Origin of the sequence: Mycobacterium sp. (genome assembly GCF_019243155.1) — a bacterium.
Classification (GTDB): domain Bacteria; phylum Actinomycetota; class Actinomycetes; order Mycobacteriales; family Mycobacteriaceae; genus Mycobacterium.
This window is the reverse complement of the sequence record NZ_JAFAUS010000132.1, coordinates 1-23693: the sequence shown is the minus strand read 5'-3', so window position 1 is coordinate 23693 and position 23693 is coordinate 1. Positions and strand designations below refer to the sequence as shown.

Genomic DNA, 23693 nt, shown 5'->3' with positions numbered 1-23693 from the left:
GTTCGAGAGAGTCCCACGCACATGTCATAGCTCCTACACAGGCGCCGGGTGGTTTTGTGGATTTCTCAAGGGGAAGCCATTAGGGCATGAACACTGACAAGCAAACAAAACCATGGCCTCGCCTGTGCATCGGCGCGCTGGCGGCCGGCGGCGTCGCCTTGTCCACACTGGGGCTGACCTCGGGCGTTGCCAACGCAGCGCCGTTCGCGCCCACGTATCACCACCACTGGTGCCCCGGCGACAACTGGGATCAGGGCTGGGGCGCCTACCCGAACTGGAACAACTGCCGTGACTGGGACGACTACGGCGGCCCTGCCGGATACGGGCCGCCCGGATACGGCGGCTATGGACCCGGTTACGGGCCCGGCTATGGTCCCGGTTATGGCCCGCCCCCTCCTCCCGGTTGGGGACGCTAGTCCGAGCAATCGCCGAATCTCGGGCCCATTTCCACTGATGTAAATGCAATGAATTGCGGTGCCGGGGGTGTAGCCATGATGGCTACACCCCCTGATGCCGCTAGTGCCAGTTAGGGTCCCAGGGGCCGTTGTGCCAGTGGCCCTGGTCGTGGGCTTCCCCGTCGAACCAGTGGTCGTCGTGGCAACGGCCGGCGTCCCAGTTGCCGCCCCAACCCGGGTCCCACCACTGCCCGGGGCACCAGTGATACCGCGGGAACGGTCCGGGGTGGGCGTCGGCGACCGCGGCCACGCTCACACTTGCGAAGCCGAGTCCAGCGGTGATTGCGAATGTTGACGCTGCGACGCGCGCGATGTTTTTCATCGCGCTTAATTACCCCGCCCACTGTGGGCGAAGCGTGCTCGGCGGGGACTGCCAGCGCTTTCACAGCAAGGACGGGTGCTAGTCCCCTTGGCGAACCCAGGCGAAGATGTACAGGCTCATCGCCGTCACGAGTGCAATCAGCACCCATTGCACGATGGCTTGGTCGATCCACGCGCCGGGCGGCGGAGCCCCGGGAAGAATGTTGCGGAGCGGCACGATGGCGAACAAGTTGGCGGCGTACCACGTCGCGAAGGGCGGCAAGAACTTTCGTCTGCCCAGCGCCATCGGAATGGCCACCAAAAGGGCCAACGTGGGCAGGCTGATGAGGACCAGGCAGATACCCAGATCGAAGATCAGCGGACCCTTGGCCCTCTTGAGGGTGATGACCACGTTTCCGTTGTCACTGCCGCGTTGCGTCGGCAGCGCTCCGGGATCGACGAGGCGGTTGACCTGGATGTCCCAACCGTCCAGCTCCCCGGTCACCTCGACCCGCGCGGGCACCTTTCTCACGGCATCGCCGGACCCGACGAATGCATCGGCCGAGATCGGCTGGGTCTTATACGAGTCGAACGGCCAGTTCCCGGGATCGCCGTGCGCCTCAACGGTGGTACTCAGCTGCGCGGGCGCCTTGCCCTTCGGATAGTGCAGGTCCCCGAGGTCGCTCGTCGGGTACAGGCGTACGCCGACGTCGGTGCCCAACACATCGAACCGGTTGTCGTACGCCGAAATCCCGGGATAGACGAGGACATTCACCGTAAGGCGGTTGGCGACCGGCTTCAGCTCCTCGACGCGCAACTGCACGATGGTCGCGTCACCCCCGCCCTGGCTCAGGTCCAAAGGTGGCAGCGGACCCTCTGACCTCTCGAGCCAGTGCACGCCGAACAGCGACAGCACGTAGACGCTGATAACGACCGCCAGGATGATCACGCCGATGACGATGCGGGGCCTGCTGCGCCGTGGTTTGCTGCGCGGCGGAGCGGCTGGCGGCGTATCCACCGGAGGCGGCGGGGGCGATGTCGCAGGAGCCTCAGTGGTCGACACGTGGTCAGATGCTAGCGAACTCGTGCCGACCTCGCGCTACCTCCGGAGCTCCGTCACTCGACGTCCATCCTTCGGTAACCCTGCGGTCGCATTAGCCGTCCGACGTGCCCCGCGACCTCGGGACCCGGTTTGCTGTAGCCCCGCCTAGCCCGACCCCGAGTCCGCCACACAGCGAAACCCGATGTGGGTCGTCGCGGTGTCCTGCGACTGCGGCGATCGCGCGGCCGGGCGGTAGCGATGGCAATACTCCGGCGCACACAGATGCGAACCGCCCTTGAGGGTTTGGCTCACGGTCGGATCCGCGGGCCCCGACGGGGCGCAACAGGCCTTCGGCGGTCCATCGAGCCGGTGGTGCGCGGAGAACTCGGTGGCGGTCCATTCCCACACGTTGCCGATCATGTCGATGAGGCCGAACCCGTTGGGCGCGAAGGTTCCCACCGGTGATGTGCCCATCCAGCCCAGGGCCCCGTCGTTGCGATACGGGAACCTGCCCTGCCAGGTGTTGGCCATCAACCGACCCTCGGGGTTGGCTTGTTCGCCCCACGAATACGTGGTGGCGCTGTCGCCGCGAGCGGCGTACTCCCATTCCGCCTCGGACGGCAGCCGCCGGCCGGCCCACCGCGCGTACGCCGCGGCATCCGGATATGCCACCTGGATCACCGGGTGATCGGCCCTGCCCGCGATATCGCTGCCCGGCCCGAATGGATGACGCCAGCTCGCCCCCGGCATCCAGGCCCACCATTGACGCCAGTCACGAAGGTCGACCGGACCCGGCGTCGGGCGGAAGACCATGGCACCCGGGCACAGGTCGTCGGGGTCGGCGCCCGGATAGAGCGCCGGGTCTATCGCTTGCTCAGCGACCGTCACATAGCCTGTGGCAGAGACGAATTCGGCGTATTGCGCGTTCGTCACCGGATGTCGCTCGACCGCGAAGGCCGGCACCGTCGCGGTGTGGATCGGTGCCTCTTCCGGATAGAAACTGGTCGAACCCATGCGGAACGATCCGCCCGGTAGGTCGACCAGCTCGGTGAGCATCACTTAAGCCTATGACGGCGATTGCCGGCGATAGCTATCCGCGACCAGCGACCCGGCACTGGGCAGCCCGGTTGACGACCAGTTCATCCCCAGTTTGTTTGCCTGTTAATTCGCCCGCTGTAAATGTGTGCAGTCGGGGCAAACCCCGCCAACCAAGCTCGCCGCCGACGCCGGGCGCCATCGCGGTCAGGAACAAGGCCAAGCGCACCCACCACCGCCAGGAGGCATCCAACGTGAAGCGCATTCGACCATCGGCCGCCGCCGGCTTGCTCGCCGTAGCCGCACTTGTGTTCTCGGCATGCAGCACCGAGGACCCCCACGACTCCCTGGCGTACGCGGCGGGCGCCAAGGTGGACTGCGGCGGCAAGAAGACCTTGGTCGCCAGCGGATCGACCGCGCAATCCAATGCGATGACGAAGTTCATCGCAGCCTTCAGCAAAGCCTGCTCGGGACAGACACTCAATTACACCGCCAACGGATCGGGGGCCGGTGTCAGCGAATTCCTGGCCGGCAAGACCGATTTCGGCGGCTCGGACATACCACTGACCGGCGACCAATACGCCGCCGCCAAGAAGCGATGCGGCGGGGCTGACGCCTGGAACCTGCCCGTGGTCTTCGGCCCGTTGGCCATCACCTACAACCTGAACTCCGTCGACTCCCTTGTGCTGGACGCGCCGACGATCGCGAAGATCTTCAACGGCACCATCACGCGCTGGGACGACCCGGCGCTGACGTCGCTCAACGCATCCATGCCGGCGGAGGAGATTCGCGTCATCTACCGCAGCGACGCGTCGGGGACCACGGACAACTTCCAGTCCTACCTGCAGGCGGCGTCCGGCGGAGCGTGGGGCAAGGGCTTGGGCAAGACGTTCACCGGCGGCACCGGTCAAGGCGCCGCGGGCAACAACGCCACCGCGGCGCTGGTGAAGTCCACCGAGGGCTCGATCAGTTACAACGAATTGTCTTTCGCGCTGCAGCAAGGGCTTTACGCCGCCGAGATCAAAACTCCGGCAAGCCGTAGGTCTCTACGCCCGGTGCGCATCGGCACCGACACCGTCGGCAAGACCATCACCGGCGCCAAGATCATCGGCAGAGGCAACGACCTCGTGCTCGACATCTCGTCGTTCTACAACCCCGCCCAACCCGACGTCTATCCAATTGTGTTGGCCACCTACGAGATTGTCTGTTCTCGATACCCAACCTTCGACGTGGCATCTGCGGTCAAAGGCTTCCTGGAAGCGGCGACCGGTCCAGGCCAGGTCGAACTCGCGAAGTCGGGCTACATCCCGCTGTCGCCGGACTTCCAGGCACGAGTGGTAAACGCCATCGACGCGATCGACTCCGTGGAGAAACCGAAGACGACGACCACCGAGCCCAACAACGGGGGCTAAGTCTTTTTCGGCTAGGCCTTTTTCGGGTAGGCCTTTTCGGCTAGGTCTTTTTCGGAGTCTTTCGCTCGCGATGTCGCCACCAGGCGGTAACGAACAGGGTCATCGCGACGACCAGGCCTATCAACACCCATAGCACGATTGCCTGGTCCACCCACGAACCGTAGGGCGGGCTGCCCGGAAGGATGTTGCGCAGCGGGACGATTGCGAACAGCATCGCTCCGTACCAGGTGATGAACGGCGGCAGGAATGTCGTGCGGCCCAACGCCATCGGAATGGCCACCCACAATGCCAAGACGGGCAGTGCGATCAGGACCAGGCAGACGCCGACATCGAAGATCAGCGGGCCCTTGGACCTCTGCAGCGTGATGATCACGTCGTCCTGGACATTTGAGTTGGTGTCTTCAGGGTCGTGGACGCGAGTGACGGTGGCGTCCCAGCCGTCCAACTTCCCGGTGGCCTCCACACGGGCCGCGGTCTTCTCCCGGTTCTGACCGGAACCGGTGAACACGTCGGCCGCGATGACCTCCGTCTTGTAGGTGTCGAACGGCCAGTTGGCCGGATCACCGTGCGCCACAATCGTGGTGCTCACCTGGGCGGGCGCTTTACCGACCGGATACTGCAAGTCGCCCAGGTCGTTCTCCGGGTACAGCCGCACCGCCGCGTCGGTCGTCAGCACGCCGAAATTCTTGTCGTACAACGAATCCTTCGGGTAGACAAGCACATTCACCGTCAACCGATTCGCGACGGTATCCAGTTTCTCCAGCCGTACCTGCACGGCGCTGTCGTCGGCCTCCACCTTGCTGAGGTCCACCGCCGGAAGTGCGGGCGCCGATTTCGCCAGCAAATGAACGGCGATCAGCGACAGGACATAGATCACGATGAGGGCCGCAACGATCCCGAACGCGATCGCGACTTGGCGTCCCCGTATACCGGATTCCGCCGGCGGCGCCGGCGGCCCGGCGGTCATTGAGGCATCACGGAGCCAGATGCTAGCAAACAAGCGGGCGTTTAGCGGGGATTACGACGGCACGGCGCCTCAGTCGCGCGAAAACGCCAGCGCGAATTCCTTTTCCACGTCCACGTAGGGCCTGCCGGACAGGTCGACGGTCACTTGTGCGATGGTGCCGCCGGTGAAGTTGAACGGCGCCTTGTAACGGCTGGACACCGCCGAACCACCGTTGCGCCCAACGGTGATGCCGGCGCCCGCCAGCCCGAACGTGCCCGGGTGGGCGCTCACGTCCGCCAGTGTGCCGACCAATTCCTCATCGATGTACAGGGCCACATCGCCCAGCGGCGTGTGACTGTTGGGGACCGTGCCCTTCAGCGAATAACGCACGCCGAAAGCGTGCCTGCCCAACGGCACTGCGCCCGAGGAGGAAACCAGCTGCTGGCGCTCACCGAGGAAGTTGTACACGTAATGCAGCCGCCCGTCCTGAATGAACAGCACGTGGCCGCCGTGGGCCCCGCCCTGCTTGAACAGCACGCCCTCCGCTCCGGTCGTGTCGATGGTGACCTCCGCCAGCACGGCGAACGAGCGGCCCCGAAGTTCGGCGGCCGCACCGATGCCCACGTCCGCGCAGTCGGGATAGTAGGTGTAGCTGGACAATTCGCCCACCAGATAGGGGCGGAACCTGTCCAGGGTCTCGAAGATGTTCAGATCCGCCAGCGGCAGGCCGTTGTACTTCTCCGCCTCCGAGAACCACAGCGCCTTGAGTTCTTCGAGCTTGTCCGGGTTTTCGGCGGAAAGGTCGTGGCATTGGCTGCGATCTTCGGCGATGTGGAACAGCTCCCAGCGATCGGCGTCGAAGTGTGACCATCCCGCCGGCGTTGCCGCGTGGACGGTGTTGGCGAACCAGCCCTCGTGCCAGATCCCGCGGGTGCCCAGCATCGTGTAGAACTGCGTGGTCTTGCCGGTGTCCGCGGCCGGATCGGCAAGGGCCGCTTTGATACTCACACCGTCCAGCGGCTTCTGCACGATTCCCTTGACAGTATCGGGCGGCGTCATGTTCAGCAGGTCATAGACCGTCGGGGTGATGTCGCAGACGTTGACGTACGTGTCGCGAACCTCGCCGTGCGCCGCAATGCCGTTGGGCCACGAGATGATTGCGGTGTCGGCGATGCCGCCCTCATGCGAGGCATACCGCTTGTACAGCTTGTAGGGCGTGTTGAACGCCATCGCCCACCCGATCGGGTAGTGGTTGTAGGTCTCGGGACCGCCGAGGTGGTCGAAGAGCTTCATGCTCTCCTCGACGGTATCGATGTAACCGTTGAAGAACTTGCCCTCGTTCACCGATCCGTTCGGGCCACCCTCACCGCTGGCGCCGTTGTCGGAGATCACCACGATGATGGTGTTGTCCAACTGGCCGGATTCCTCGAGGTAGTCCAGGATTCGGCCGATCTGGGCGTCGGTGTAGCTCAAGAACCCGGCGAACACCTCAGCCATCCGGCTGAACAGGCGCTTCTCCTCGTCGTTGAGCGACTCCCACGGCCGCACCGTGTCCTGCAGCGGCCAGGGCTCGCCGTTGGGGCCCTTGACATCCAGATACGGGTTGACGGGCGACAATTCGGTGTCCTGCGGCACAATCCCCATCGACTTCTGCTTTTCCAGCACGATGTCGCGATACTGCTCATAGCCCATGTCGAACTTGCCGGCGTACTTGTCGGCCCACTCTTTGAAGACGTGGTGCGGGGCGTGCCCGGCGCCGGGGCACACATAGCTGAACCACGGCTTATCCGGAGCGATCACCTTGGCGTCGCGAACGAATTCGATGGTCTTGTCGGCGATGTCCTTCGACAGGTGGTAGCCATCCTCCGGTGTCCCAGGCGGATTCACCTGGTGGTTGTCGTACACCAGGTCGGGATACCACTGGTCGGTCTCGCCGCCCAAAAACCCGTAGAACCGCTCGAAACCGCGCGAGGTCGGCCAGTGCCGCTTGGTCGACGCCATGTTCGACTCCTCGAGGGGAGTCAGGTGCCACTTGCCTACGCAGTAGGTGTTGTAGCCGCGTTCGGCGAGCGCCTCGGAGAGCAGCGCGGTGTCGAACGGGATCCGGCCGTTGCAGTTCGGGAAGCCGTCGGTGAACTCTTCGATGGTCGCCATGCCGACGGTGGTGGCATTGCGACCGGTCAGCAGCGACGCCCGCGTGGGCGAGCACAGCGCGGTGGTGTGGAACTGCGAGAGCCGTACCCCGCGCTCGGCGATGCGCGACATCGTCGGCATCTCGACCAAGCCGCCGAAGCAGTCCCAGGTCGCGATGCCGTTGTCATCCCAAACCAGGTAAAGGATGTTCGGTGAGTTCTCCGGCGCGGTCGGCGCGGCGTAAGGGCCCCAATCCGGCTCGGAATCCCGAATGTCGAGCTCGATCTTGCCGCTGAAATCCCCGGACTGTCCGGACCCTGTAGCCATCGCCAGCCTCACTCCCGCGGCGGACCCGACCGCCGAACGTCGCGTGAAGACTACACCCGGTACCGGGCGGTTGGTGGCGCTTGCGACTAGGCCTTACTTTGCCTTTTCCAGAATTTCGACAAGCCGCCAGCGTTTGGTCGCCGAGGTCGGCCGTGTCTCCATCAACGAGACGCGGTCGCCGATGCCGGCGGTGCTGTTCTCGTCGTGTGCCTTGACCTTCGTCGTGGTCCGGATGATCTTGCCGTACAGCGGGTGCCGCACGCGGTCTTCCAGCTCGACCACGATGGTCTTCTGCATCTTGTCACTCACCACGTAACCGATGCGCATCTTGCGCCGGCCACGCACCTTGGGGGTGGCCGGAGTGTTCTTGGGACCCTTGTCCGTTGACGCGTCCGCGGCCTTCTTGGGAGCGGCCTTGGAGGCGGTCTTCTTCGCTTCTGCCATCACGATTCCTTGTTTCCGTCGGTGCCGTCAGGACCAGAAGCCAGGCCCAGTTCGCGCTCGCGCAGCACGGTGTAGACGCGCGCGATCTCCTGGCGGACCGTGCGGAGCCGCCGGTTGTTGCTGAGCTGCCCGGTCGCCATCTGGAAACGCAGGTTGAACAGCTCTTCCTTGGATTCGCGCAGACGCTCGGTCAGCTCCTCTTCGGTGAGCTCACGCAGTTCGCCAGGCGAAATGCCCACTGCCATCAGAACTGATCCTCTCGGGTCACGATTCGTGCCTTGATCGGCAACTTGTGGATTGCGCGGGTGAGTGCTTCCCGCGCCACCTGCTCGTTGGGGTAGCTGAGCTCGAACAGCACGCGGCCCGGCTTCACGTTGACGATCCACCACTCCGGTGAGCCCTTACCCGAACCCATACGGGTTTCCGCGGGCTTCTTGGTCAGCGGGCGGTCGGGGAAGACGTTGATCCACACCTTCCCGCCACGCTTGATGTGCCGGTTGATCGCGATACGAGCAGACTCGATCTGCCGGTTGGTGACGTAGGCGTGTTCCAGAGCCTGGATGCCGTAGTCACCGAAGTTGACCGCCGTGCCGCCACTGGCGATGCCGCGCTGGCGGGGGTGGTGCTGCTTGCGGTGCTTGACTCTGCGGGGAATCAACATGATTCAGCCCTCCGTGGTTTGCGGTTCTGCGGCGGGCGCAGGCTCGGCGGCCGGCGGCGTGGCCGCTGCGGAGCTTTCTTCGGCAGCCGCCCGGCCGGCCTCGGTGCTGGTCGCGGTGGTGCCCGACGCGCCGCTACGCCGCGGACGCGTGCCCGACGGACGCTCGCGGCGGGGACGCTCGGCACCCGCCGGCGCGGCGGCCGCCAATTCGCGCTTCCCACCGACGACGTCGCCCTTGTAGATCCACACCTTCACGCCGATCCGGCCGAAGGTGGTCTTGGCCTCGTACAGGCCGTAGTCGATGTCGGCGCGCAGCGTGTGCAGCGGGACCCGGCCTTCGCGGTAGAACTCCGAGCGGCTCATCTCAGCACCGCCAAGACGGCCGGAGCACTGCACCCGGATGCCCTTGACGTTGGGCTGGCGCATGGCCGACTGAATGGCCTTGCGCATCGCGCGACGGAACGCCACGCGGTTGCTCAACTGCTCGGCGACACCCTGGGCGACCAATTGTGCTTGCGACTCCGGGTTTCTGACTTCGAGGATGTTGAGCTGAACCTGCTTGCCGGTCAGCTTCTCCAAGTCCGCACGGATGCGGTCGGCCTCGGTGCCGCGCCGGCCGATGACGATGCCGGGACGCGCGGTGTGGATGTCCACCCGGACCCGGTCGCGGGTGCGCTCGATCTCCACGTCGGCGATCCCGGCGCGCTCCAGACCGGTCGACAGCAGCCGCCGGATGGCGACGTCTTCCTTGACGTAGTCGGAGTACTGCTTGTCGGCGTACCAGCGGGACTTCCAGTCCGTCGTGATGCCGAGCCGGAAGCCGTGCGGATTGATCTTCTGGCCCACTACTCTGAGCCTCCCTTCGCTTCAGAAGTCTCAGAAGCTGTCTTGGCCTCGGATTTGGCGGGCGCCTTCTTTGCGGGCGCCTTCTTTGCGGCTGGGGCCTTCTTGGCCGGAGCCTTTTTGGCGGGTGCCTTCGCGGCGGCCTTGCTGGCCTCGGCGCGGCGGGCCCTCGTCGACTTCGCCGAACGCTGGTCCTTGCCCGGCCGGCTCTCCACCACAACCGTGATGTGGCTGGTGCGCTTGCGAATCCGGAACGCACGCCCCTGGGCGCGCGGTCGGATGCGTTTGGCGGTCGGTCCCTCGTCCGCGTAGACGGTGGCGACCACCAGGGTCGCCGGGTCCAGTCCGTTGTTGTTCTGCGCGTTAGCGGCCGCGCTAGCGATCACCTTGGCGACCGGTTCGCTGGCGGCCTGCGGCGCCCAGCGCAAGATGTCGAGCGCGTCGGACACCGACCGACCGCGCACCAGGTCGATCACCCGGCGTGCCTTGCGCGGCGACACCCGCACGAACCGTGCCTGGGCGACCGCCGACGGAAACTCAGTTGTGGTCATCGCCGTTTGGCCTTCCGATCATCCTTGATGTGCCCCTTGAAGGTGCGCGTCGGCGCGAACTCACCGAGCTTGTGGCCGACCATCGCCTCAGTGACGAACACGGGGACGTGCTTGCGTCCGTCGTGCACGGCGAAGGTGTGGCCGATGAAGTCGGGAATGATCGTCGAACGACGCGACCAGGTCTTGATGACCTGCTTGCTGTTCTTCTCGTTCTGCACGTCCACCTTCTTGAGCAGGTGGTCGTCGACGAACGGTCCCTTTTTCAGGCTGCGTGGCATCTGCTACTCCTCGACTTCCTAGCGACCGTGCTTCTTGCCGGTGCGCCGGCGTCGGACAATGAGCTTGTTACTGGCCTTATTCGGGTGACGAGTACGGCCTTCGGGCTTGCCCCACGGGCTGACCGGGTGACGACCACCGGAGGTCTTGCCCTCACCACCACCGTGCGGGTGGTCCACCGGATTCATGACCACACCACGGACAGACGGGCGCTTGCCCTTCCACCGCATACGACCGGCTTTGCCCCAGTTGATGTTTGCCTGCTCGGCGTTGCCCACCTCACCGACCGTGGCGCGGCAGCGCACGTCGACGCGCCGGATCTCACCGCTGGGCATACGCAGCGACGCGTAGGTCCCTTCCTTACCGAGCAGCTGGATGCTCGACCCGGCCGACCGCGCGAGCTTGGCACCACCGCCCGGCCGCAGCTCCACGGCGTGGACCACGGTACCGGCCGGGATGTTGCGCAACGGCAGGTTGTTGCCGGGCTTGATTTCTGCGTTCGCGCCCGACTCCACCACGTCGCCCTGCGAAAGTCCGTACGGCGCAATGATGTAGCGCTTCTCGCCGTCGAGGAAGTGCAACAGGGCGATGTTGGCGGTCCGGTTGGGGTCGTACTCGATGTGCGCGACCTTGGCGTTGACGCCGTCTTTGTCGTTGCGGCGGAAGTCGATCACCCGGTAGGAGCGCTTGTGGCCGCCTCCCTTGTGGCGAGTGGTGATGCGGCCGTGCGCGTTACGACCACCGTGGCCGTGCAGCGGGCGCACCAACGACTTCTCCGGCTCCGACCGAGTGACCTCGGCGAAGTCGGACACGCTGGAGCCGCGACGGCCTGGGCTCGTCGGCTTGTACTTACGAATTGCCATGTCTAATCAGGTTTCCTCTCGCGGCTACGCCGGCGCCCCGAACAGATCGATCGGCTTGCTACCCGGCGCCAGCGTGACGATGGCCCGCTTGGTGCCTTTGCGCTGGCCGTATCCGGTCCTGGTGCGCTTCCGCTTTCCTTGCCTGTTCGCGGTGTTCACCGACAAGACCTTGACGGAGAAGATCTTCTCGATCGCGATCTTGATCTGCGTCTTGTTCGAATCGGGGTGCACCACAAAGGTGTACACATTGTCATCGAGCAGTGAGTAGGACTTCTCCGAGATGACCGGGGCCAAGATGATGTCTCGGGGGTCAGTGACGGTCGCCATCAGGCCGTTACCTCCTCGGTGCTCGTGGTGCCGGCAACCGACTGAGCCGTGATGTAGGCGTTGAGCGCCTCAACGCTGAAAATCACGTCGTCGGAGCGCAACACGTCGTACGTGTTGAGCTGGCCCGGCGTCAGGATGTGCACACCGGGCAGGTTGCGCACGCTCTTGGCGCCGGCTTCGTCGCTGCGCCCGATCACGACCAGCACCTGCTTGCGGTCGGTCAGCGTGCCCAGAAAAGCCTTGGCGCTCTTGGTGGACGGTGTCTGACCCGACACCAGCTCGGTGACCGCGTGAATGCGACCGTTGCGGGCCCGGTCCGACAAAGCACCGCGAAGCGCGGCGGCGATCATCTTCTTGGGCGTGCGCTGGCTGTAGTCGCGCGGCTTCGGGCCGTGCACAACACCACCACCGGTGAACTGCGGCGCCCGCGTCGAACCCTGACGGGCGCGACCGGTTCCCTTCTGCCGGTAGGGCTTGCGGCCACCGCCGCTGACGTCGCCACGCGTCTTGGTCGAGTGCGTGCCCTGGCGCGCCGCCGCCTGCTGAGCGGTGACCACCTGGTGCATCAGCGCGATGTTGGTCGGGGCGTCGAACAACTCGGCCGGCAACTCGACGGACCCGTCGACCTTGCCGTCGGGCGTCTTGACGTCAATCTTGAGTGTGTTGGCTGCCATTACTTCTCACCTCGTTTGACCGCGCTGCGGACCATCACGAGTCCACCGGTGCGACCGGGGACCGCGCCCTTGATCAACAGCACGCCGTTCTCGGTATCGACCTTGTGCACCAACAGGTTCTGGACGGTCACCCGGTCATGGCCCATGCGGCCGGCCATCCGCGTGCCCTTGAACACGCGCGCGGGGGTGGCGCAGCCGCCGATGGAGCCGGGGCGACGGTGCACTGCCTGAGCACCGTGGCTGGCGCCCTGGCCGCTGAAGCCGTGGCGCTTCATGGTGCCGGCGAAGCCCTTCCCCTTGGAGGTTCCGGTCACGTCGACGTAGCTGCCGTCGGCGAAGATCTCCGCCGTCAGTTCCTGGCCGATCTCGTATTCGGCGGCGGCGTCGGAGTTGTCGAGCCGCAGCTCGGCCAGGTAGCGGCGCGGGTTGACACCTGCGGCGGTGTACTGACCGGTCACCGGCTTGTTCACCTTGCGCGGACTGATCTCGCCGTACGCGATCTGAACGGCGCTGTAGCCGTCGCGCTCCGGCGTGCGGATGCGGGTCACCACGTTGGGTCCGGCCTTGACGACCGTCACTGGGACAACCCTGTTGTTCTCGTCGAATACCTGCGTCATGCCCAGCTTGGTACCGAGAATGCCCTTTCGCGCCATTTCTCTACAAAACTCCCCTACTGGATGTTGACGTCGACACTGGCCGGAAGATCGATGCGCATCAGCGCGTCAACGGTCTTCGGCGTCGGATCAAGGATGTCGATCAACCGCTTGTGCGTACGCATCTCGAAGTGCTCCCGCGAGTCCTTGTACTTATGCGGGGAGCGGATGACGCAATACACGTTCTTCTCAGTCGGCAGCGGCACCGGACCTACGACACTGGCACCCGTGCGGACGACGGTTTCGACGATTTTGCGCGCCGATGCGTCAATGGCCTCATGGTCGTAGGCCTTGAGCCTGATGCGGATCTTCTGTCCCGCCACGCTTCTCCTACCCTCACTCCAACTCGAAGTCCGTCTCCGGACTCGAAAATCTCTGTCCTCACGTGCACCCAGCGCACCGATCAGACCCACTCATCGTGGGCATGTCGAGCGTCGCGCCGGTTATTGCGCCGCTGTTTACCTGTCGTGGTCCACCGGTCCCCGCGGTCGGGTGTGTCACCCTCACGCAGCCTGAATCGCGGCCAAAATTGGTCGCGCTCCAAGGATGGGACCGGACGCGCCCGTTTAGGCGCTGGTCGTATGCCCCGGCCAGGCGCAAGCCTGCCCCAAGGCAACCTGAACAGTATGCCCTAGATCATGGCTGGCGACAAAATCTCGCCGGGAATTGGCGCGAGCGTCAAGCACCGGCCGTTTCGATGCCCGGCGCGGCCCCGTTGGCTGTGGGCCGCAAGTCGGCCTCGGCGTTCTGCTGACACTGCACGTATAGGAAGCCGTCGACGGCGGCCAGGGCACACTCCCGATAGTCGAAGTCGGGCAGCGTGGACAGGCGTCCCAGCACCAGGGGGCCGATCAGCAGGGCAATGGCCCGCGACCGGTCCACGTCACCCAGCTCGGCGGCGTCCGGGCTGTCGAATATCGCGTCGAAGGGCGCCGCGTACTGCTGCGCAATGCGCTCCCGCAGCGTGCTGATGGCAGCGCTGTCGGCGGCTTGAGTGTCCTGGGGTTCCGGCAACCCGTCCAGATCCCGCCCCAGCGCCAACCAGGACATCGCGGTCAGCAAGGCGGGCGCCTGGGCCACCGCCTCGGCCTGATCCAGCACCACCGCGATCAGGCGGTCGCGCAGCGAGCCCTCGGCCGGCGGCGTCGGCGACGGCGGGATGAGGCTGTTGAATGCCGCCGCCAGCAAATCGTTCCCGCTGGGGAAATGGCGATACAGCGTGGCTCTTGCCACGTTGGCGGTACGGGTGACCGCATCGACGGTCACCGCACTGGGCCCCCCGGAGCGCAGCAATGCGGCCGCGGCCTCGAGAAGACGGGCCTGCGACCGCGCTGGACGGGGATCAATAGAACCGCCGGTGATGTGACCCACCTCCCTGTTTGGAAACGAGACTATCGGTCTATGTACAAGACTATTGGTCTCGAAACTTTCGAGCCCCTTTTGATGCCCCACTAAGGAGGCGCGGCACATGGTCGAAAGCTTAGTCCGGCCCGACCAGCGTACTGATGCGACAGCTATCGGCGGTAGCCCCCGAGCGCGAACCTGGACGCTTGCCGTCGCCTGCATGGGGGTCGCCCTGGTGGTCGCGTCGATGACGGCGCTGAACACCGCGCTCGGAGATCTCGCGGTGGCTACCTCGGCCACGCAGTCGCAGCTGAACTGGATCGTCGACGGCTACACCGTGGCGCTGGCGTGCCTGCTGTTGCCCGCGGGAGCGATCGGCGACCGCTACGGCAGGCGCGGCGCACTGTTGTTCGGGTTGGTGGTGTTCGCCCTCGGTTCGCTGGCACCGGCGGTGTTGCACAACCCGGCGCAGATCATCGCCGGCCGCGCGGTCGCCGGGATCGGCGCCGCATTCGTGATGCCGGCGACTCTGTCGCTGCTGACCGTGGCCTATCCAAAAGAGGACCGCACCAAGGCCGTTGGCATCTGGGCCGGCACCGCGGGATCCGGTGGGGTGCTGGGAATGCTGGGTTCCGGTCTGCTGCTTCGCTTTTGGGATTGGCACATGATCTTCTGGTCACTCGGCATCGCCGGACTGCTGATCTTCACTCTGGGATGCACGGTCGCTTCGTCACGTGACGCCAACGCTCCGCGGATCGATGCGGTGGGCGCCGTCCTGATCGGCTCGGCCGTCGCGATCTCGGTGGCTGCGATCTTGGAAGCACCCCACCGCGGCTGGAGTGACCCGGTGGTGTGGGGTGGGCTCGCCACGGGGGCGGTCATCGCGGTGGTGTTCGGCTTCGTCGAGTTGCGGCGGCGACAACCGCTGCTGGACGTCCGATTGTTCGCCGACCCCAACTTCGCCATCGGGGTCGCGGCGATCGTGATGATGTTCGGCGCGACGTTCGGCTTCTTCTATGTGGGCATGCAATACGTGCAACAGATCATGGGCTACTCGCCACTGGCGACTGCGATCTCCTTCGGCCCGTTCATCGTGCCGCTGGGCATCTTCTCGGCGCTGTCGTTCTGGTATGTGCCCAGGCTGGGCCTGCGACTGGTGCTGTTCGTCGGCACGCTGCTGATGGCGGTCGGGTTCGCGTGCCTGTGCCGACTGGGCCTGCACTCGACGTACCTCGAATTCACCTGGCCGACGTTGATCCTTGCCACCGGAATCGGAATATGCACGGCGCCAACGACTTCGGCGATCATGGGTGCCGTTCCCGACGAGAAGCAGGGTGTCGCCTCTGCCGTGAACGACACGTCACGAGAGATGGGTGGCGCGTTCGGCATCGCCGTGGCGGGATCGATCCTGGCCGGAAGCTACTCGCACGAGCTCGCACCCAAGCTGGCCGACTTTCCCCCACCGGTGCGCAGCCTGGCCATGGACTCACTGGCCAAAGCCGTCGAGGTCGCCGGCAGGCTCGGCCCCCAGGGGCGCCAGCTCGCCGACGTCAGTAAGACCGCGTTCCTGGCGGCCCTGCACGCATCGACCATCACGATGGCCGTGATCGTCGGCCTGGCCGCAATCTTCATCGGGCTCTGGGCGCCCGGGCGCGACGGTCAGCAGCTACGTCCCGTGCGCAAGCTGGTCGGCGCCAGGCGTCACCGAACGAAATCCGCGGCGCGGTGACCGAGCATCACGATCGTGGCGTGCGGACCGCGGCTGGTGATCACGGGCAGGATCGAACCGTCGATCACCCACAGGTTCTCGGTGGCGTGGACGCGGCACCGATGGTCGACGACGGCTCCCATCGGCGCGGTGCCGCAGAGGTGTTGCGAGGTGGACCAGGCGGGTGTGCCGACATCGGTTGCGGTTCCCGCTAACTCGCGGGCCAGCTCGCTGCCTCTTCGCAGGGCCTTGACGTCGGAGGGCTCGCTGTCGTAGCGGTGCTCGATTCGGGGCGCCACGTCGGCGTCCGCCGAGGCCAGCGTCATGCGCCCGCGCGCCCGCGGCTGCATCAGCGCCACCCCGATGTGTGGCCAGTCGGGATGGCCTTCGGTGCCATCCCCCGTCATCGCGACGAATCCCCCTGTGTAAGGCCTGATCTCGAGATCGTCCGCAGTGTCGAGGACCACCTCGAGCACCGGGCGCCCCGGGGCCACCGCCCAATTGGTCGGCAATACCCATTCGGGATGGTCGCTGAACGAATTCCCCACCGGGAGCGGCGCGATGACCGGCACGCCCACCGCGCGCAACATCGCCTCGTCGCCGATGCCGGAGAGCATCAGCAGATGCGCCGACTGAATGGCACCGGCACACAACACGATTCGGTCAGCCGTCACGGTCGTTCGACCCCGCGGGCCGATCGCGTCGACACCCACGGCGGCGGTGCCGGCAAACCTCAGCCGCACCGCCCGTGTCTGGGCGAGCAATGTCAGATTGGGCCGGGCCAGGGCCGGGATCAGATACCCCGCACCGGATCCAATCCGCACGCCGTCGACGATGTTGAGGGGAACTGCGCCGATTCCGGAAACGGGCTCTCGCCCACAGTCATTGAGGTCGGGAATCCAGTCGAACCCGGCGCGTTCGGCGGCGGCAATGAAACGCTCTGTGGTTCCGGTCATTTCGTGTGTGCGGCGGACCAGGATGGGGCCGCTGTCGCCGTGGGCGGGGCCGTCGAAGTCCAGGTCGGTCTCGATGGCGCGAAAGCTGGCGAGGACGTCCGCCCATGCCCAGCCGGGCATCGCCATGCGATCGAAGTCGCGCGGCAGTCCGCGGCAGAAGTAGCCGCCGTTGATCGCACCCGAACCACCGACCGTGGCCCCCCGCACGATCGGCTGCTGCCGGGGTGGTTGATCGGTGAGCAGGGTCTGATAGCGCCGGACAAGGGGACTGCCGACCCCGATCGGCAACTGCAATCCGTTGGCGGTCCGGGCGAGCAATCCCGCGTCCTCGAGTGCGGGCCCTGCCTCGAGAACGGTCACGCTGCGTTCGGGGTCGGCGGAAAGGCGCTCCGCAACAACCGATCCTGCACTGCCGGCACCGACGATCAGCACATCGCTGTGCGGTACGGCTGTGGTCACCGTGGTGACTAACTCCGAATCTGTGGCTTCAGCGCGCGGACGTTGCGCTCCCGCACCACACCCCACCACAAACCGAGACCATATGCCAGGTCGTCGACACGCTTGAGCAACAGATAGGTCAGCAGCCCGATCGGCTCGACCTCGTCACCGGTGCCATCCCGCCGGCGCAGCCAGTCCACCACACCGTCCATGACGGCCGCGACGAGCACCACCCGCCGGAAATGCCGCGACAACGTCGCGGCGACCAACGCCAGTGGCCAGTAGTGCCGGCACAGGGCCGACGCCAGTTGCAGCGCCGCCGACCCGAGGCCGCGGCCCGCGATCAGCACGACATCGGCCATCGAGGTCTCGGCGCTGCGCATCGCCCGCGCGATCCGCCGGCCCGTCAGGATGGCGACGACGATGGAGGCCAGGTGACCCAGGCTGGTCCCGAACGCCATCAGGATCCAGGTCATCAGCGCCCACCCGGAGATCACCACCGGCGCCGTCTTGTCCGGGTGACGGACCGACAGCGGAGCCGCCGAGCCACCGTAGAAAGCCTTGCGCGCCAGCCAATCCCGCAATTCGGTGCGGTGGTCATGGGCGACCAGGGCGATCGGCTCGTAGCGCAGCCGGGCACCCGCTTCGATCAGCCGCCAGCACAGGTCCACGTCCTCGCCGGACTGCAGGGTCTCGTCGAACCCGCCGACATCGCGGATGGCCGGGCAGCGGCAGATGATGGCGGCGCTGGGAACATAGGACACCGTGCTGTGCGGCAGCACCGGCGCCTCGCGCTCACCGAGGTCCAGCGAGGAGTGCACCGCCTCGTAGCGCGCGACCACGTTCTCACTGTGCGACAGGCCGACGATGCGGGGTGCGACCAGCGCGACGGTCGGGTCACAGAAGTGACCGAGCAGCGCTTCCAGCCAGCCGCGGCGCGGGGCGACATCGGAGTCCAGGAATGCGACGAAGTTCGTCGTGCAGGCGCCCAGGCCGGTGTTGCGGGCCGCCGCCGGGCCCTTGCTACGGGTGTGGCGTAACACTTGGATGTCGCAGTGCGCGCCGACGAAGTCGTCTGGCTCGATGGCGGGGAACGAACCGTCGTCCACCACGATCACGCGCAAGCCGCGCAGCGAGCTCACCAGGCGCCGAACGCCGGATAGGTTGTTGCGCACCGGGATTACCACGGTCACGTCGTTGTGCGACGGGCCGCCGGCCGGCCGGGGATGGGCCACCGTGGCGTCCAGTAGGGTGCGGGCCAGCTGAGCGCTGAGGTCGTCGCGGACCTTCAGTCGGCCGTCGCACAGCATGTCCTGGGCGGCGGGCGCCAGCTTCAGCAGGCGCGTCGGTGAACCACCGAGCAGCGCCGAGCCGTCGCCAAGCACCCGCACGCGGCGATCGACCTGAACGGCGAAGCCGTCCGGCAACCGAAGTTGACTCATGTCAGCATCCCGTCGGTCCCGGGCGCCCAGCGGGCCACGCACCGAACGCATCCGTCCACCATCTCGGTGAAGATACGCCTGCCCTCGGCCCCCGTCGCGGTGGTCGGGTCTCCCAACACCCCGACGGGGCTGACCGCCGCGACTCCCCCGTGGCGGATCGACGGGAGCAATTCGGTCAGCGGCGCCGGGTTGCCGGTCCGCCAACGGTCGGTCAGCACGTCGGTTGGCGAGATGTGCAGCAACACCGACGTTTCGGTGTGCCCGGCGTGCGCATCGCCGCCTGCGGCCGCACAGGGGCACCATCCGGCGTCGCGACCTTCGGCGCGCAACGTGCCCACGGCGTCCCGCAACGCGGCGACATTACCGCCGTGGCCGTTGACGAAGACCAGGCGCCGCGCCCAGTCGGCGGCCGATCTGCCGTACTCCAGCAGCAGCGTCCTCAGCGCCTCGGTCCCGATCGAGATGGTTCCAGCGAAGCTTTGGTGCTCCCCGCTGGCGCCGTACGCGATGGCAGGTGCCATCAGCCACTCCTGGCCGAGGCGCTGCGCGGCCTCGCCCGCGACGGCCGCCGCGATCCGGGTATCGGTGTCCAGGGGCAGGTGCGGGCCGTGCTGTTCGGTCGATCCGAGCGGGATAATTATCGACGGCGAAGTGCCTGATAACTGACTAGATGTCGCGGATCCCAATTCGCCGAGTACAGGCACTCGGTGATGGTAGGACGAATTCACCTGGCGTGCACCAATTGTTGTACGTTCAAATTAACTTTTTTCTGGCGTGTTCACCTGGCGTTCGAAATTTGCGGCTCGTTCGTCACGGTTACCCCGCTTGCAACACAATTCCGCCCGGGCAGCGAATCTTAATAAAGCTGGCCTGAATAACCCGACATTCCGCTTGGACGAGCTACGCGTCCGGGGCCGGCGGCACACCTAACGCGCGGGTGAATCCCGCGGGCACCAGAATGTCGTCGGGGCTCAGGTCGTGCACGCCGGCATGGCCGAGGCCCATCAGCGCCGAGTCGATCCCGCCGCGGAGGATGTCGAGAACGTTTTCCACGCCGGCCTGACCGGCCGCGGCCAGACCCCACAGGTAGGCGCGCCCGATCATCACCGCGCGCGCACCGAGCGCCACCGCCTTGACGACGTCGCTGCCGCGGCGGATGCCGCCGTCGAGCAACACCTCGACCTGGTCACCGACCGCGGCGGCCACGGCGGGCAGGGCGCGAATCGACGCGGGCGTGCCGTCCAGGTTGTTGCCGCCGTGGTTCGACACCGATATCGCCGAAACACCCGCGTCCACCGCCCTTTTGGCGTCGTCGACGCGCATCACGCCCTTGAGCATGAACGGGCCGCCCCACAGCTCGCGGAGCCAGGCGATGTCCTCCCACGTCGGAGGCGGTGTGCCCATCCACTCGCCGTAGGCGGCGAAGAACGGGGGCCCCAGCTCGCCGCGTCTGCCCTGGTTGGGCACCCGCAGGTCAGGCGGTCGCAGGGTCTTGCCGTACTTCCACAGCCAGCGCGGCTTGAAGACCGCCTCCGGCGACAGCTTCAGAATGGTCCGCAGGTTCATCTCTTCAGGTATCGCGGGGCTGCCCCAGTCCCGGCCGTGCGAGAAGGTCCAGTCGGTGGTGACGATCAAGCCGGCCGCCCCGGCCTGGCGCGCGCGTTCCACCCGCTCGGCGATCGCGTCACGTCCGCCCAGCCAATACACCTGGAAGAAGACCTTCGGGTTGGCCGCGACGACTTCCTCGATCGGCTTACTGGCAAACGAGGACAGGCCCATCGCGGTCCCGCGCGCCGCCGCCGCCCGTGCCACCGCCACTTCGCCGTCGGGATCGACGGCCTGGACGCCCGTCGGCGAAATGATCACCGGCAACGAAATGTCCTGACCCATGACGGTTGTCGACAAATCGCGCTTGTCCAGCGCGCCGACGACATGGGGCGCGAAACCGAGTTCGCCGAATGCTTCGACGTTGTCCGCGACGGTAATTCCTTTTTCGCTGGCCGAAATCAAGGCTGAATAAACGGATTTCGGTAGCCGCCGCTTTGCGCGTTGCTGGGCGATGGCGACGGTTTCAAACCATTGCTCGGCCATGACTACACGGGGCTTTCATTACACATGCGCGCGGGCGGCACCTCGGGCGGTCGCACGGACAGGGTGAGCGGGACCGGCTGGCGGACCTGGCGCCCGCGCGAATGGTCGGCCCGGGGTCGCGGCGTTTCGCGGTCGCGGGTCAGCGCCGACGCGCTGTGCCCCTGGACGCATTCCGGGTCCGGGCCGTCGAGCGGCAGGCCGGTGAAGAACTTCGCCGCCATGCACCCACCCCGGCAGCTGTCGTAGTGGCCGCAGCTGCCGCAGGCGCCCGCGGATTGCGGTTCGCGGAGCTCACGGAACAGCGGGGCATTCTTCCAGACGTTGTCAAAGCCACTGTCGGACAAGACATTTCCGGCCAGGAACCGGTCGTGGATGGCGAACGGGCAGGCATACACGTCACCGACGGGGTCGATCAGGCACACCACCCGGCCGGCGCCGCACATGTTCAAGCCAGCCAGCGCACCGGAGGAGCCCAGCGGCGCCAGGTGGAAGAAGGAGTCACCGGTGAGCACCCCCTCGCCCTTGGCGACCAGCCATTCGTAGAGCGTCACCTGCTGGGCGGCGGTCGGATGCAGCTCGTCCCAGACATCCGCGCCACGCCCCGACGGACGCAGCCTGGTGATCCGCAGCGTGGCGCCGTAACGGCTCGCCAATGCCGCGAATTCATCGAGCTGGTCGACGTTGTTCCGGGTGACGACCACCGAGATCTTGGCATCGGAGAAACCGGCGGCGGCCAGGTTCTCCAGCGCGCACATCGCCATGGCGAACGACCCGGGCCCGCGCACGGCGTCGTTGACCTCGGCGGTGGCTCCGTCGAGCGAGATCTGCACATCCACGTAGTCGCTGGCAGCAAGCCGCGCGGCGATCTCGGGGGTTATCCGCACCCCGTTGGTGGAGAACTTCACGCCGACATGATGGGCCGTGGCGTAGTCGACCAACTCCCAAAAGTCCGGGCGCACAGTGGGTTCGCCGCCACCGATGTTGACGTAGAACACCTGCATGCGTTCCAGCTCATCGATGATGTCCATGCATTGCCGGGTGGACAATTCCCGCGGGTCCCGTTTGCCCGACGAGGACAGGCAGTGCACGCAGGCCAGGTTGCACGCGTACGTCAGCTCCCAGGTCAGGCAGATCGGCGCGTCCAGTCCGCTTTCGAACTGCTCGACGAGCCGCGGCACGGCCGCTGTTGTCATTGTTGGTCCTCCTGGGGCACCAGCATTCGGGATTCGGCCAGCACCCCCAGCGCGTGCAGGTACGGGCCCTGCTCGGCGTCATCCACGCCCGCGGCGCGGCAGGCCGACCGGATGTCGGGGTGTTCTTCCAGTGACCGCACCACCGTGAGAATGGTGCGGTTCTTCAGGAAGGACAGCTTGCGGGTGCCGAAGTGATAGAGCAGTGCGCCGAAAGGTTCCGGTCGAACCGCCACCTGTGGGTGCAACCGCCAGCCGCGATCAGGATCGAACAGGGTGTCCACCCCGGCCGCCTGCGCGGGTGCAGGCACGGTCAGTAGACCCCGCACATGCCGTCGATCGACACCTCTTCGACCAGAGTCTCAGTGACGAGTTCGGTTTCGGTCTGGTTTTCGTTGTCCATGCGCATTTACCTTTCCGCGGGGCTCGACGACTATGGGGTCTGAGTCACAGTCGTGCCAGAATATGGCATCGAGTGCCGAAATGGAAGGGCGGGGGCGGATGATGCCGCAGTCGCGAGTGGGCCGGCGCCGCTCGACGACCCCGCACCAGATCACCGACGTTGCCATTGAGCTGTTCACCGCCCGAGGCTTCGCGGAGGTCAGCGTCGACGACGTCGCGCAGGCCGCCGGCATCTCGCGCCGGACGCTGTTCCGCTATTACGCGTCCAAGAACGCCATCCCCTGGGGCGATTTCGACACCCACCTCGCGCACCTGCGCGACCTGCTCGACGACGTCGACCCCGAAGTCTCGCTGAGCGAGGCTTTGCGCGCAGCGCTGTTGGCGTTCAACACCTTTGACGAATCCGAGACGGCACGGCACCGACAGCGGATGCGCGTCATCCTGCAAACCGCCGAGTTGCAGGCCTATTCGATGACGATGTACGCCGGCTGGCGCGAGGTGATCGCCGGTTTCGTGGCGCACCGATGGGATTGCAAGACCACCGACCTACTCCCTCAGACCGTCGCGTGGACGATGCTCGGCGTGGCGCTGTCGGCCTACGAACATTGGCTCGGCGACGAATCCGTCCCGTTGCCGAGCGCACTCGGCAACGCCTTCGATGTGGTCGGCGCCGGGCTGAACGGTCTGCGTCCGTGAATCGCGAGCACCTGGTGCACACGCTGCGGTCACAGGGGTTGTTCTGCGCCGCCTCGGGTTCGGCGATGTACGGGGAGCTTTTCGAGCTGGTGGCCAAGGACGTCGAGGCCGGTGGGGTGTTCGCGGCCATCCTGTCCGGCCACGAGGAGGATCCGTCGCGCGACGCCGTGCCGCTTCGGTTGCTCGGCGGGCTGCACCGGCTGGTGCTCGACGGCCGGGCGGCGCAACTGCGCCGCTGGTATCCGAGCACCGGCGGCACCTGGGACGCCGGGTCCGCCTGGCCGGAGATTCTGGGTGTGGCGGCGGGCCACTCCGCTGCGCTGCGCTCGGCCCTGGATCAGCCACCACAGACCAACGAGGTCGGCCGATCCGCCGCGCTGATCGGCGGACTGCTGCGCATCAATGAATTCAAGTTGCCGGTAAGGCTTTTCGAGATCGGGACGAGCGCCGGCCTGAACCTGCGGGCGGACCACTACCGCTATCG

29 protein-coding genes are annotated in these 23693 nt (G+C 66.2%); 5 read left to right on the top strand and 24 right to left on the bottom strand.

Annotated features, from left to right (window positions below):
- Nucleotides 1-86 precede the first annotated feature (86 nt).
- On the top strand, nt 87-416 hold the full coding sequence (locus tag JOZ00_RS06550) for a hypothetical protein (protein ID WP_293341391.1): 330 nt from the start codon (nt 87-89) through the stop codon (nt 414-416).
- A 100-nt stretch (nt 417-516) separates the two neighbouring features.
- On the opposite strand, the gene JOZ00_RS06545 is transcribed toward JOZ00_RS06550, so the two are convergent.
- The 3 genes from JOZ00_RS06545 to JOZ00_RS06535 all read right to left on the bottom strand — a co-directional run bounded on the left by JOZ00_RS06545 (nt 517) and on the right by JOZ00_RS06535 (nt 2853).
- A complete protein-coding gene (locus JOZ00_RS06545; protein WP_293341388.1) occupies nt 517-711 on the bottom strand; it encodes a hypothetical protein in 195 nt (64 codons plus the stop codon).
- Nucleotides 712-855: 144 nt separating this feature from the next.
- Entirely contained in the window at nt 856-1773 is a 918-nt protein-coding gene (locus tag JOZ00_RS06540; protein ID WP_293341393.1) for a DUF4436 domain-containing protein, read from the bottom strand.
- A gap of 189 nt (nt 1774-1962) precedes the next feature.
- Nucleotides 1963-2853 carry a formylglycine-generating enzyme family protein gene (locus tag JOZ00_RS06535; protein WP_293341385.1) on the bottom strand — a complete coding sequence of 297 codons (891 nt, stop codon included), beginning with the start codon at nt 2851-2853 and terminating at the stop codon, nt 1963-1965.
- A gap of 233 nt (nt 2854-3086) precedes the next feature.
- On the opposite strand from JOZ00_RS06535, the gene pstS reads away from it, so the two are divergent.
- Nucleotides 3087-4244, top strand: a complete 1158-nt coding sequence (gene pstS, locus JOZ00_RS06530; protein WP_293341383.1) for a phosphate ABC transporter substrate-binding protein PstS — start codon at nt 3087-3089, stop codon at nt 4242-4244.
- Nucleotides 4245-4284: 40 nt separating this feature from the next.
- Here pstS and JOZ00_RS06525 read toward each other — a convergent pair whose 3' ends face one another.
- From JOZ00_RS06525 to JOZ00_RS06460, 14 genes are all read right to left on the bottom strand, one after another.
- Complete coding sequence (locus JOZ00_RS06525) at nt 4285-5211, bottom strand: DUF4436 domain-containing protein (RefSeq protein WP_293341380.1); 927 nt, start codon at nt 5209-5211, stop codon at nt 4285-4287.
- A gap of 69 nt (nt 5212-5280) precedes the next feature.
- On the bottom strand, nt 5281-7650 hold the full coding sequence (locus tag JOZ00_RS06520; protein ID WP_293341377.1) for a sulfatase-like hydrolase/transferase: 2370 nt from the start codon (nt 7648-7650) through the stop codon (nt 5281-5283).
- 93 nt (nt 7651-7743) lie between these two features.
- Nucleotides 7744-8094 (bottom strand): 30S ribosomal protein S17, encoded by a 351-nt coding sequence (gene rpsQ / locus JOZ00_RS06515; protein ID WP_293341374.1) that lies wholly within the window; start codon nt 8092-8094, stop codon nt 7744-7746.
- On the bottom strand, nt 8094-8339 hold the full coding sequence (gene rpmC / locus JOZ00_RS06510) for a 50S ribosomal protein L29 (RefSeq protein WP_293341372.1): 246 nt from the start codon (nt 8337-8339) through the stop codon (nt 8094-8096). Before rpmC ends, rpsQ begins: the two co-directional genes overlap by 1 nt.
- Nucleotides 8339-8755 carry a 50S ribosomal protein L16 gene (gene rplP, locus JOZ00_RS06505; protein ID WP_293341369.1) on the bottom strand — a complete coding sequence of 139 codons (417 nt, stop codon included), beginning with the start codon at nt 8753-8755 and terminating at the stop codon, nt 8339-8341. Before rplP ends, rpmC begins: the two co-directional genes overlap by 1 nt.
- Before the next feature lie 3 nt (nt 8756-8758).
- Nucleotides 8759-9601 carry a 30S ribosomal protein S3 gene (gene rpsC, locus JOZ00_RS06500; RefSeq protein WP_293341366.1) on the bottom strand — a complete coding sequence of 281 codons (843 nt, stop codon included), beginning with the start codon at nt 9599-9601 and terminating at the stop codon, nt 8759-8761.
- Nucleotides 9601-10149 (bottom strand): 50S ribosomal protein L22, encoded by a 549-nt coding sequence (rplV, locus tag JOZ00_RS06495; RefSeq protein ID WP_293341363.1) that lies wholly within the window; start codon nt 10147-10149, stop codon nt 9601-9603. Before rplV ends, rpsC begins: the two co-directional genes overlap by 1 nt.
- Nucleotides 10146-10427 (bottom strand): 30S ribosomal protein S19, encoded by a 282-nt coding sequence (rpsS, locus tag JOZ00_RS06490; RefSeq protein ID WP_025738376.1) that lies wholly within the window; start codon nt 10425-10427, stop codon nt 10146-10148. The genes rplV and rpsS overlap by 4 nt, the downstream gene beginning before the upstream one ends.
- Nucleotides 10428-10445: 18 nt before the next feature.
- The gene (rplB, locus tag JOZ00_RS06485) at nt 10446-11288 is read right to left on the bottom strand and encodes a 50S ribosomal protein L2 (protein WP_293341360.1); all 843 of its coding nucleotides are present in this window, start codon (nt 11286-11288) and stop codon (nt 10446-10448) included.
- Between the two features lie 24 nt (nt 11289-11312).
- The gene (gene rplW / locus JOZ00_RS06480) at nt 11313-11615 is read right to left on the bottom strand and encodes a 50S ribosomal protein L23 (RefSeq protein WP_293341358.1); all 303 of its coding nucleotides are present in this window, start codon (nt 11613-11615) and stop codon (nt 11313-11315) included.
- Nucleotides 11615-12289, bottom strand: coding sequence for a 50S ribosomal protein L4 (gene rplD / locus JOZ00_RS06475; protein ID WP_293341356.1), 675 nt, complete (start codon nt 12287-12289; stop codon nt 11615-11617). The genes rplW and rplD overlap by 1 nt, the downstream gene beginning before the upstream one ends.
- A complete protein-coding gene (gene rplC, locus JOZ00_RS06470) occupies nt 12289-12942 on the bottom strand; it encodes a 50S ribosomal protein L3 (protein WP_293341353.1) in 654 nt (217 codons plus the stop codon). The genes rplD and rplC overlap by 1 nt, the downstream gene beginning before the upstream one ends.
- 17 nt (nt 12943-12959) lie before the next feature.
- A complete protein-coding gene (gene rpsJ, locus JOZ00_RS06465) occupies nt 12960-13265 on the bottom strand; it encodes a 30S ribosomal protein S10 (protein WP_003873519.1) in 306 nt (101 codons plus the stop codon).
- 355 nt (nt 13266-13620) lie between these two features.
- Nucleotides 13621-14313, bottom strand: a complete 693-nt coding sequence (locus JOZ00_RS06460; protein WP_293341350.1) for a TetR/AcrR family transcriptional regulator — start codon at nt 14311-14313, stop codon at nt 13621-13623.
- Nucleotides 14314-14506: 193 nt separating this feature from the next.
- Between JOZ00_RS06460 and JOZ00_RS06455 the strand changes: the two genes are divergently transcribed.
- Nucleotides 14507-16015, top strand: a complete 1509-nt coding sequence (locus JOZ00_RS06455) for an MFS transporter (protein WP_366022265.1) — start codon at nt 14507-14509, stop codon at nt 16013-16015.
- Here the strand turns inward: JOZ00_RS06455 and mftG are convergent.
- The 7 genes from mftG to mftA form a co-directional block, all read right to left on the bottom strand.
- Entirely contained in the window at nt 15988-17409 is a 1422-nt protein-coding gene (gene mftG / locus JOZ00_RS06450) for a mycofactocin system GMC family oxidoreductase MftG (RefSeq protein ID WP_293341347.1), read from the bottom strand. The genes JOZ00_RS06455 and mftG overlap by 28 nt on opposite strands.
- A gap of 8 nt (nt 17410-17417) precedes the next feature.
- Complete coding sequence (gene mftF / locus JOZ00_RS06445) at nt 17418-18830, bottom strand: mycofactocin biosynthesis glycosyltransferase MftF (protein ID WP_293341344.1); 1413 nt, start codon at nt 18828-18830, stop codon at nt 17418-17420.
- On the bottom strand, nt 18827-19558 hold the full coding sequence (gene mftE, locus JOZ00_RS06440) for a mycofactocin biosynthesis peptidyl-dipeptidase MftE (protein ID WP_293341342.1): 732 nt from the start codon (nt 19556-19558) through the stop codon (nt 18827-18829). Before mftE ends, mftF begins: the two co-directional genes overlap by 4 nt.
- 172 nt (nt 19559-19730) lie before the next feature.
- The gene (gene mftD / locus JOZ00_RS06435; RefSeq protein ID WP_293341339.1) at nt 19731-20921 is read right to left on the bottom strand and encodes a pre-mycofactocin synthase MftD; all 1191 of its coding nucleotides are present in this window, start codon (nt 20919-20921) and stop codon (nt 19731-19733) included.
- A gap of 2 nt (nt 20922-20923) precedes the next feature.
- Nucleotides 20924-22114: a mycofactocin radical SAM maturase gene (gene mftC, locus JOZ00_RS06430; protein WP_293341336.1), complete on the bottom strand. Its 1191-nt coding sequence runs from the start codon at nt 22112-22114 to the stop codon at nt 20924-20926.
- Nucleotides 22111-22440, bottom strand: coding sequence for a mycofactocin biosynthesis chaperone MftB (gene mftB, locus JOZ00_RS06425; protein WP_293314899.1), 330 nt, complete (start codon nt 22438-22440; stop codon nt 22111-22113). The genes mftC and mftB overlap by 4 nt, the downstream gene beginning before the upstream one ends.
- On the bottom strand, nt 22425-22514 hold the full coding sequence (mftA, locus tag JOZ00_RS06420) for a mycofactocin precursor MftA (RefSeq protein ID WP_036352637.1): 90 nt from the start codon (nt 22512-22514) through the stop codon (nt 22425-22427). The genes mftB and mftA overlap by 16 nt, the downstream gene beginning before the upstream one ends.
- 98 nt (nt 22515-22612) lie before the next feature.
- Here mftA and mftR point away from each other — a divergent pair, with 98 nt between their 5' ends.
- Both mftR and JOZ00_RS06410 read left to right on the top strand, forming a co-directional pair.
- On the top strand, nt 22613-23209 hold the full coding sequence (gene mftR / locus JOZ00_RS06415) for a mycofactocin system transcriptional regulator (RefSeq protein WP_293314911.1): 597 nt from the start codon (nt 22613-22615) through the stop codon (nt 23207-23209).
- On the top strand, nt 23206-23693 hold a 488-nt coding region (locus tag JOZ00_RS06410), incomplete at its 3' end, for a DUF2332 family protein (RefSeq protein WP_293341333.1). The genes mftR and JOZ00_RS06410, both read left to right, overlap by 4 nt.

Excerpts from the sequence above, each read along its gene's own strand:
- JOZ00_RS06550 (WP_293341391.1), top strand. The coding sequence starts at position 87 with ATGAACACTGACAAGCAAACAAAACCATGGCCTCGCCTGTGCATCGGC.
- JOZ00_RS06535 (WP_293341385.1), bottom strand. The coding sequence starts at position 2,853 with ATGCTCACCGAGCTGGTCGACCTACCGGGCGGATCGTTCCGCATGGGT.
- JOZ00_RS06525 (WP_293341380.1), bottom strand. The coding sequence starts at position 5,211 with ATGACCGCCGGGCCGCCGGCGCCGCCGGCGGAATCCGGTATACGGGGA.
- JOZ00_RS06520 (WP_293341377.1), bottom strand. The coding sequence starts at position 7,650 with ATGGCTACAGGGTCCGGACAGTCCGGGGATTTCAGCGGCAAGATCGAG.
- rpsQ (WP_293341374.1), bottom strand. The coding sequence starts at position 8,094 with ATGGCAGAAGCGAAGAAGACCGCCTCCAAGGCCGCTCCCAAGAAGGCC.
- rpmC (WP_293341372.1), bottom strand. The coding sequence starts at position 8,339 with ATGGCAGTGGGCATTTCGCCTGGCGAACTGCGTGAGCTCACCGAAGAG.
- rplP (WP_293341369.1), bottom strand. The coding sequence starts at position 8,755 with ATGTTGATTCCCCGCAGAGTCAAGCACCGCAAGCAGCACCACCCCCGC.
- rplV (WP_293341363.1), bottom strand. The coding sequence starts at position 10,149 with ATGACCACAACTGAGTTTCCGTCGGCGGTCGCCCAGGCACGGTTCGTG.
- rpsS (WP_025738376.1), bottom strand. The coding sequence starts at position 10,427 with ATGCCACGCAGCCTGAAAAAGGGACCGTTCGTCGACGACCACCTGCTC.
- rplB (WP_293341360.1), bottom strand. The coding sequence starts at position 11,288 with ATGGCAATTCGTAAGTACAAGCCGACGAGCCCAGGCCGTCGCGGCTCC.
- rplW (WP_293341358.1), bottom strand. The coding sequence starts at position 11,615 with ATGGCGACCGTCACTGACCCCCGAGACATCATCTTGGCCCCGGTCATC.
- rplD (WP_293341356.1), bottom strand. The coding sequence starts at position 12,289 with ATGGCAGCCAACACACTCAAGATTGACGTCAAGACGCCCGACGGCAAG.
- rplC (WP_293341353.1), bottom strand. The coding sequence starts at position 12,942 with ATGGCGCGAAAGGGCATTCTCGGTACCAAGCTGGGCATGACGCAGGTA.
- JOZ00_RS06455 (WP_366022265.1), top strand. The coding sequence starts at position 14,507 with ATGGGGGTCGCCCTGGTGGTCGCGTCGATGACGGCGCTGAACACCGCG.
- mftF (WP_293341344.1), bottom strand. The coding sequence starts at position 18,830 with ATGAGTCAACTTCGGTTGCCGGACGGCTTCGCCGTTCAGGTCGATCGC.
- mftD (WP_293341339.1), bottom strand. The coding sequence starts at position 20,921 with ATGGCCGAGCAATGGTTTGAAACCGTCGCCATCGCCCAGCAACGCGCA.
- mftC (WP_293341336.1), bottom strand. The coding sequence starts at position 22,114 with ATGACAACAGCGGCCGTGCCGCGGCTCGTCGAGCAGTTCGAAAGCGGA.
- mftA (WP_036352637.1), bottom strand. The coding sequence starts at position 22,514 with ATGGACAACGAAAACCAGACCGAAACCGAACTCGTCACTGAGACTCTG.
- mftR (WP_293314911.1), top strand. The coding sequence starts at position 22,613 with ATGATGCCGCAGTCGCGAGTGGGCCGGCGCCGCTCGACGACCCCGCAC.